Below are 7,162 nucleotides of genomic sequence, written 5' to 3' on the forward strand. Positions count from 1 at the left end.
AATTTTTTTCCGTTGGAATCGTCACTTTTTAGGGCTTTGATAAAATAATCCAAATGGTTTTTTAGTCTTACTTTTTCTTCGGTAATGTCAAACTTTTCGATATAAAAAACCAATTCCTGTTCAAATCGGTTTTCATCAACTTTTTCCTTTAAGTCGGCAACACCTTTGTGCAAACGTTCTCTTACGCCTTCAATGCGCTCAGGATCCATGGCAATAACTTTATCAAGAAGATCTGAAATATTTTTCACACGATCCACAAATTCAGATTCCAAACTTTTTCCCTCGTCCAATCGGTATTGTTGTATTTTATCTATTGCATTATTGATTTCGTTAGCAATAAGATGCCATTCGTCCTCATCAATTTCATCCCTTTCGGTGGTTATGGCATCGGGTAGGCGAATGGCCATTTTCAATAATTCAGTTTCGTCGCCATCAACGACTTCCTTCAATTGCTTGATGTATTGTTTTACAACTGTTTTGTTGATTTGTGTGGAGGTTTCTTCACCGGTAATTTCCATGAACAATGAAAAATCGACTTTGCCACGTTCAAGTTTTGAGGCAATTAATTTTCGAACATCTAATTCTTTTTCTCTATATAAAGAAGGCATTCGGGTATTCAGATCGAGGCTTTTACTGTTAAGCGATTTAACCTCAATGGAGATTTTTTTAGTTGGAAGCTGTAGTACAGTTTTCCCGTATCCTGTCATGGAATGTATCATGGACGTATTTTAAAAGTTGCACAAAGATAATGAAAATCATGAGTTTTAATTGGTTAATAACTGAGGCGAAATACGACAGAAGGATTAAAAACTTCTAAATTTGCAATCTTATAATTACTAACCTGATAATAGCAATTTTAATTATAGCAGAAATTTAATTTTTGGATTGTGCTATGTTATAAAATCTAATATCTTTTTTTTCTTAAATATATGTACTTTAAAAATTTTGAAATCCGTTGGAGTGATGTTGACGCTAATAGACATTTGGCCAATTCGGCATATGTTAACTTTATGAGCCATACGCGAGTGGCTTTTTTTGAAGACCATAACTTTTCATTGTCCAATTTGGTAAAGTACCAGATTAGCCCTGTCATTTTTTACGAACATATTTATTATTTTAAAGAAGCTTTTTTAGGAACACCAATACGCGTAAGCCTTGAAATAAAAGGATTAAGTGAAGATGGTATGTTTTTTATGATTGAGCATAATATATATAATCATAAAGGCGAAAATCTGGCCAATTGCGAGCTTTTGGGCGCTTGGATCAATTTAGAAACTCGCTCATTAACGCCTTTGCCAACTGAGTTTTTGACTGAAATGGAAACCTTTCCGAAATCGGAAGATTTTAAAATATTGACCAAAGACGATACGCGAAAATTCGGAAAAAAGCCAATTAATTTACAGTCTTAATGGCTGTGAATGGCATGTTTTGCAGCTTCGACTGTTTTAGCACTGTTTCCAATAAAAATCTGATCGTTATAGATAATTACAGGTCGGCTCAGAAAGGTATAATGCTCCAGAATGTGTTTTTTAAAATCTTTTTCCGTTAGATTTTGGTCTTTAAGACCTAAGGTTTTATAAAGTTGTGCCCGCTTGCTAAACAAAGCTTCATAGCTGCCAGAAAGTTTGTGAAGTTCTTCTAACTGTGTTTCTGTAATCGGTTCGCTTTTAATGTCCTGCATGATAAAATCAGAAGGTAAATCTAAAGTTTTTATTATTCGCGTGCAGGTGCTGCAGGTTTTTAGGTAATATATTTTTTTCAAAATAAAAAGGTAATGAGGATTGGGATATTGGGCGTTTTAAGGCTCTATTTTCAATAGATTTTTGATTTCACTGTAAGGCATTATTATTTTTGTTATGCCTTGGGCATAAGATGCTATTTCATAATTGTTGTATAAAAGTACTAGGCCGTTTTTGGTAAAACCGATATTGGCTGGTAATTGAAAACCTTCTCCAAAGAAAAAATCTTCCATAAGTTCATCGTCATCTTTTGGTTTTGTCTGTTCATTAAATGCTTTTTCAGCCTCTTTTGTGAATTGTGTAAAATCGCTGATCAGGTCATTGTGTTTTAAAAGCTTTCCAGTTTCAGGATCAAAGTTCAGGAATGTAATGCCACCATTGCCATGCGCGCCACCAGTATCAACATACGATTGTAGACTGATGCAAAGAATTTCAGGAGATTCATACTCCACTTGGCCATCAATCTTTACTTCCCAACGTTGGCTACTGTCTTGAAAATCGTTTTTAAAAGCTTTGAATTCGTTGTCAAATTCTGAAATAGCCTCAGAAACGGAGATATTGTTATCTGGTGTTTCAGACATGTTCATAAGATTGGCAATGAGGTGCTCGATGTGTTGATTTATGTTTTCGGAAACAGCTTTTGTGCCAATTGCCTTTGGATAATTAATGTTAAATATAGCGTCGGAAGATTTTTCGATATGTTGGGTTTCAAAGTTTAATTTGACCGTTTCATTACAGCTTAAAAGCGTTAAAGCAATTAATAAAATAAGACTCGTTTTCTTCATGACTTGAGGTTTTATTTAGAATTGAACAAAGGTATTACATCCTTTTGTAACCAGCGAATTTAAGGTTAAATTTGTTGCTGATAAGATATTCTTCCTATGAAATTCAATACAAAAACCATTCATGGCAATCAGGAGCACGACAAAGCTTATGGCTCAGTAATGCCACCCATATATCAAACTACAACCTACGCGCAATCTACACCAGGCGCGCATAAAGGCTATGGTTATTCGCGTAGTGCGAACCCAACCCGAACGGCTTTAGAAAATTCGTTGGCCAGTATTGAAAACGGCACGCATGGTTTGGCTTTTGGATCGGGAATGGCTGCGATAGATGCTGTTGTGAAGCTTTTAAAATCGGGTGATGAAGTGATTGCAACCAGTGATCTTTATGGTGGAACATACCGATTGTTTACAAAGATTTTTGAGGATTTTGGGATTAAATTCCATTTTATAGAAATGGATAACGCCTCAAAACTGGAAGCTTATATCAATGTCCAAACAAAGCTCATTTGGATTGAAACACCAACCAACCCGATGATGAATATTATTGACATTAAGGCGGTTGCGACCATTGCCAAAAAACATAATATTTTATTAGCGGTTGACAATACGTTCGCGACGCCATATTTACAACAACCTTTAGATTTGGGTGCGGATATTGTCATGCATTCTGCCACAAAATATTTGGGAGGGCATAGTGATGTTGTGTTGGGAGCACTTATTGTGAAGGATAAAGATTTAGCCCAAAAACTGTATTTTATCCAAAATGCCAGTGGTGCTGTTTGCGGACCACAAGATAGTTTTTTGGTTTTACGAGGGATCAAAACCTTACATGTTAGAATGCAAAGGCATTGTGAAAACGGGAAAGCTGTAGCAGAATATTTAAGGAACCATCCAAAAATTGAAAATGTGTATTGGCCAGGGTTTGAAGATCATCCCAATCATATTATTGCCAAAGAGCAAATGAAAGATTATGGAGGTATGGTTTCTTTTGTTGCCAAGGGAAATAGCTATGCAAATGCCATAAGAATTGTTGAAAATCTAAAATTGTTTACTTTGGCAGAATCTTTAGGTGGCGTAGAATCGCTTGCAGGACATCCAGCCAGTATGACCCACGCCAGTATTCCAAAAGAAGAACGTGAAAAAACAGGTGTTGTGGATGCCTTGATCCGGTTGAGTGTTGGCATCGAGGATATTGATGATTTGATTGCCGATTTAGAGCAAGCAATAGGCTAACTAATTCAGGTAAAAAATATAGCCGAAATTAAGCCATATCAAATGATCATTGGCTTTGTTGGATGGCAATTTATGATTTAACCCATCCACTTTATCGCTAAAGTAGCGTTGCCATCTTAAATCGAGCACCAAATCGGACATACGGCTCAATTTATAGCGTGTGCCAATACTTCCTACGATAGAAAATGTGGCACCTACTTCTGTCACAATAAAATCGGTATCTTCTTTTCCATTAGGATATCGCCATGGATCAAAAAAGTTATAAAGATTGTTGACGTCATTGTCACCATAGCTCGTAAACACTTCTGGCGAAAATAATGTATAATGAACACCTAAGCTTACATAAGGCGCAAAAGCACCGATGTCATAAGAAAATTCCTTAACACTAAATGGGAAGTACTCCAATTGCATTCCAACATCAAGGTTGTTTGCTCGGCCAGTGTGCGCTTTGAGTTTTTTTGCATTTTCACTGGTACCTTCAGCCCATTGGCCAAAATGTTTTAAGTTGGTCCAGTTCCAGGAAATCTCACTTCGGATCCTAAAGTGATCGTTAAAATAAGAGTATCTCATAGGACCTCTAGTTCTGTAATCGAAATTCATATAATGGACAAAACCAATCCCAAATCCAGTATTTCCCATCGTGCTCTCTAGGTCACGGCGTTCGCCAAAATCGGATTGGAAGACTACCGGTCCGAAAACCACACCTATTTCATTGGAGAACCAGTTTTGAGCAAACCCCGTTGAAATACCCATCATGAATAACATTATAATAGTGAACTGTCTTAGATCAAACATCATATAGGTTTGTTTGTTTTTAGGGGAGTTGGCCTTAACAAATATATGAAAACAGATTTAACTTCCAAACAAAACATTCATAACGTGAAGGTTGTGTACAGCATGTTTTCAGCCATTGAGATATTGATTTTTTAGGGCCTAAAATGCCTTCGAAATATGCTAAATAAACAACCAGAACCAATCAAATTATGAATTTCATAATTATATGGATCGTTCACTCTAGTTCATTGATAAAAATTTACAAAAACAATTGATTTGACGTATATTTGTGGGTTAACATGGATTAATCTTTGACAATAATGCAATATATGAGAGAAAAAATTGATTCCTTTTTAAATTACGTAGAAAAAAATAATAGTCATGAACCTGAATTTTTACAAGCTGTGCATGAAGTGGCAGAAACCATATTGCCTTTTATAGAAGCTAACCCAAAATATCGCGGTAAAATGCTGTTGGAGCGGATGGTTGAGCCTGAGCGTACTATTATTTTTAGAGTGCCGTGGGTTGATGATAAGGGAAATATCCAAGTCAATAGAGGGATTCGGGTAGAGTTCAATTCGGCCATAGGACCGTTTAAAGGCGGTTTGCGATTTCATCCTACGGTAAATTTGAGCATTCTTAAGTTTTTGGGTTTTGAGCAGACTTTTAAAAATGCGCTTACAACCCTTCCGATGGGTGGCGGAAAGGGTGGTTCTGATTTTGATCCGAAAGGGAAAAGTGACCATGAAGTGATGCGTTTTTGCCAAGCGTTTATGAATGAATTGTACCGACATATTGGTGCAAATACCGATGTTCCAGCGGGAGATGTTGGCGTGGGACCACGCGAAATAGGCTATATGTTTGGACAATATAAAAAACTGCGCAATGAGTTTACGGGAATTTTGACAGGGAAAGGCATTGGTTACGGTGGTTCGCTGATCCGGCCGGAATCAACGGGATACGGCTGTGTTTATTTTGTGAACAGTATGTTGGCAGTTCAAAATGATAGTATTGAAGGAAAAACCGTAGTTATTTCAGGATCAGGAAACGTGGCGCAATATGCTTGTGAAAAGGCTACAGAATATGGCGCAAAGGTATTGACCATGTCCGATTCGTCAGGTTATATTTACGATCCGGAAGGTATCGATGCCGATAAATTGGCATTTATAATGGATCTCAAAAATGTGAGACGCGGACGAATAAGTGAATATGCAGACGTTTATAAATCGGCAACTTTTCATCTTGGAAGACCTTGGTCCGTGCCTTGCGATATTGCATTGCCATGCGCCACACAGAACGAGTTGGATGTTGAGGAAGCCAAAATACTTATTAAAAACAAAGTGATTTCGGTGGCAGAAGGCGCCAACATGCCATGTACGCCAGAAGCTATAGCCGCATTTCAAAAAGCTAAAGTTTTATTTGGCCCTGGTAAAGCTGCCAACGCTGGTGGTGTGGCAACTTCAGGATTGGAAATGAGCCAGAATGCTTTAAAACTTTCGTGGGATAGAGAGAAAGTAGATGGAAAATTGGTGGATATAATGGAAAACATCCATCAATCATGTGTAACGTATGGCAAGCAGGAAGATGGATTTATAGATTATGTAAAAGGAGCAAATATTGCGGGTTTTGTCAAAGTTGCCGATGCAATGCTGGCGCAGGGGGTGGTTTAAAATATCAATAATTATTAAAGATCTTATTTTCAGGATTTTAATTATTTATTAAGTCAATAAGATTACGTTCTACAATTTCAAAAATCACAATGTCTGGTTGGATTTTTTCAATTAACGAATTATCAATTATATAATTTCTGACATATACAGTTTCGCCAAAACTTTCATTAAAAAAAGGTATCCACGCATCCGCAAAGGAATCGCAATGCATTATTAGCTTTAAATTGTTTGTCGGATTCGTAAAATGTCTAAAGGTATACACAGCTGAAAGCGTATCAACTTTTGATGGTTTGATTTTTTTTAGTACTAAACTTTCTTCATCACTATTTTTATTAAGTATCGGCATCAAATCTCCTTTAAAGAGTGTTGTCGTCATTCGATAATCTGAACGTGGAATAGGAGCAATGTCAAAATCCTTTCCAATCATCTTTATAGTTTCGGAATAACCTAAAAAAGCACCATAATCGTTCCAGTGCGAATCCGTTTTGTGATATAGAGGAAGATCATTCTTTTTGGACATTAAAAGTGTTTCTGGCGAAATAATCTTTAAGTCCGAATGCGTTTTTAAATGCTGTTGTAGCTGACTTAATCTTTTAGTGCGTGGCGTGAGTTGAAACGGTAAGTGTTCTTTGTAAATGCTTTGTTTGTTAGGTGGAACTACAATATAAAATTCAATTTTTTTTAAATTGAGATGTTGTTTTATTTTACGGAGTTTTTGGGTAATTGCATCAAGTTCAGCATTTGTAAAAGGCACATTTCCAAAAGAATCATTTAAAATATCATTATAGGAATTGCCTAAAAAGTACCAGCCCTCTTTACCTTGTACAACTTCATTGGGAAGCGGATGATCATTAAGGATTTGAGATTTAAAGTTGATATACATATTTGTAAAAGTCAATTTTAATCCAAGGTTATTCACATAATAATTCTTGAAATCGGAAATATAAAGCTGTGGGTT

8 protein-coding genes are annotated in these 7,162 nt (G+C 36.4%); 3 read left to right on the forward strand and 5 right to left on the reverse strand.

Annotated elements, in window-relative coordinates:
• Nucleotides 1-719, reverse strand: a 719-nt coding sequence (locus VNJ50_RS07615; protein ID WP_325580566.1) for a YicC family protein, incomplete at its 3' end; no start/stop codon positions are given.
• A gap of 210 nt (nt 720-929) precedes the next feature.
• Here VNJ50_RS07615 and VNJ50_RS07620 point away from each other — a divergent pair.
• On the forward strand, nt 930-1,409 hold the full coding sequence (locus VNJ50_RS07620) for a thioesterase family protein (RefSeq protein WP_325580568.1): 480 nt from the start codon (nt 930-932) through the stop codon (nt 1,407-1,409).
• Here the strand turns inward: VNJ50_RS07620 and VNJ50_RS07625 are convergent.
• Both VNJ50_RS07625 and VNJ50_RS07630 read right to left on the reverse strand, forming a co-directional pair.
• Nucleotides 1,406-1,762: an arsenate reductase family protein gene (locus VNJ50_RS07625; RefSeq protein WP_325580570.1), complete on the reverse strand. Its 357-nt coding sequence runs from the start codon at nt 1,760-1,762 to the stop codon at nt 1,406-1,408. The genes VNJ50_RS07620 and VNJ50_RS07625 overlap by 4 nt on opposite strands.
• 36 nt (nt 1,763-1,798) lie before the next feature.
• The gene (locus tag VNJ50_RS07630) at nt 1,799-2,524 is read right to left on the reverse strand and encodes a DUF3298 and DUF4163 domain-containing protein (RefSeq protein ID WP_325580572.1); all 726 of its coding nucleotides are present in this window, start codon (nt 2,522-2,524) and stop codon (nt 1,799-1,801) included.
• A 96-nt stretch (nt 2,525-2,620) separates the two neighbouring features.
• On the opposite strand from VNJ50_RS07630, the gene VNJ50_RS07635 reads away from it, so the two are divergent.
• Complete coding sequence (locus tag VNJ50_RS07635; RefSeq protein ID WP_325580574.1) at nt 2,621-3,760, forward strand: cystathionine gamma-synthase; 1,140 nt, start codon at nt 2,621-2,623, stop codon at nt 3,758-3,760.
• Here VNJ50_RS07635 and VNJ50_RS07640 read toward each other — a convergent pair whose 3' ends face one another.
• Nucleotides 3,761-4,555, reverse strand: coding sequence for a THC0290_0291 family protein (locus tag VNJ50_RS07640; RefSeq protein ID WP_414652879.1), 795 nt, complete (start codon nt 4,553-4,555; stop codon nt 3,761-3,763). It abuts the gene before it with no gap.
• A 308-nt stretch (nt 4,556-4,863) separates the two neighbouring features.
• Here VNJ50_RS07640 and gdhA point away from each other — a divergent pair, with 308 nt between their 5' ends.
• Nucleotides 4,864-6,204 (forward strand): NADP-specific glutamate dehydrogenase, encoded by a 1,341-nt coding sequence (gdhA, locus tag VNJ50_RS07645; protein ID WP_325580578.1) that lies wholly within the window; start codon nt 4,864-4,866, stop codon nt 6,202-6,204.
• 37 nt (nt 6,205-6,241) lie between these two features.
• Here the strand turns inward: gdhA and VNJ50_RS07650 are convergent.
• Nucleotides 6,242-7,162, reverse strand: a 921-nt coding sequence (locus VNJ50_RS07650; RefSeq protein WP_325580580.1) for an alginate O-acetyltransferase AlgX-related protein, incomplete at its 5' end; no start/stop codon positions are given.

It is taken from the genome of Gelidibacter sp. (assembly GCF_035577925.1).
Taxonomy (GTDB): domain Bacteria; phylum Bacteroidota; class Bacteroidia; order Flavobacteriales; family Flavobacteriaceae; genus Gelidibacter.

Excerpts from the sequence above, each read along its gene's own strand:
- gdhA (WP_325580578.1), top strand. The coding sequence starts at position 4,864 with ATGAGAGAAAAAATTGATTCCTTTTTAAATTACGTAGAAAAAAATAAT.
- VNJ50_RS07640 (WP_414652879.1), bottom strand. The coding sequence starts at position 4,555 with ATGTTTGATCTAAGACAGTTCACTATTATAATGTTATTCATGATGGGT.
- VNJ50_RS07635 (WP_325580574.1), top strand. The coding sequence starts at position 2,621 with ATGAAATTCAATACAAAAACCATTCATGGCAATCAGGAGCACGACAAA.
- VNJ50_RS07630 (WP_325580572.1), bottom strand. The coding sequence starts at position 2,524 with ATGAAGAAAACGAGTCTTATTTTATTAATTGCTTTAACGCTTTTAAGC.
- VNJ50_RS07620 (WP_325580568.1), top strand. The coding sequence starts at position 930 with ATGTACTTTAAAAATTTTGAAATCCGTTGGAGTGATGTTGACGCTAAT.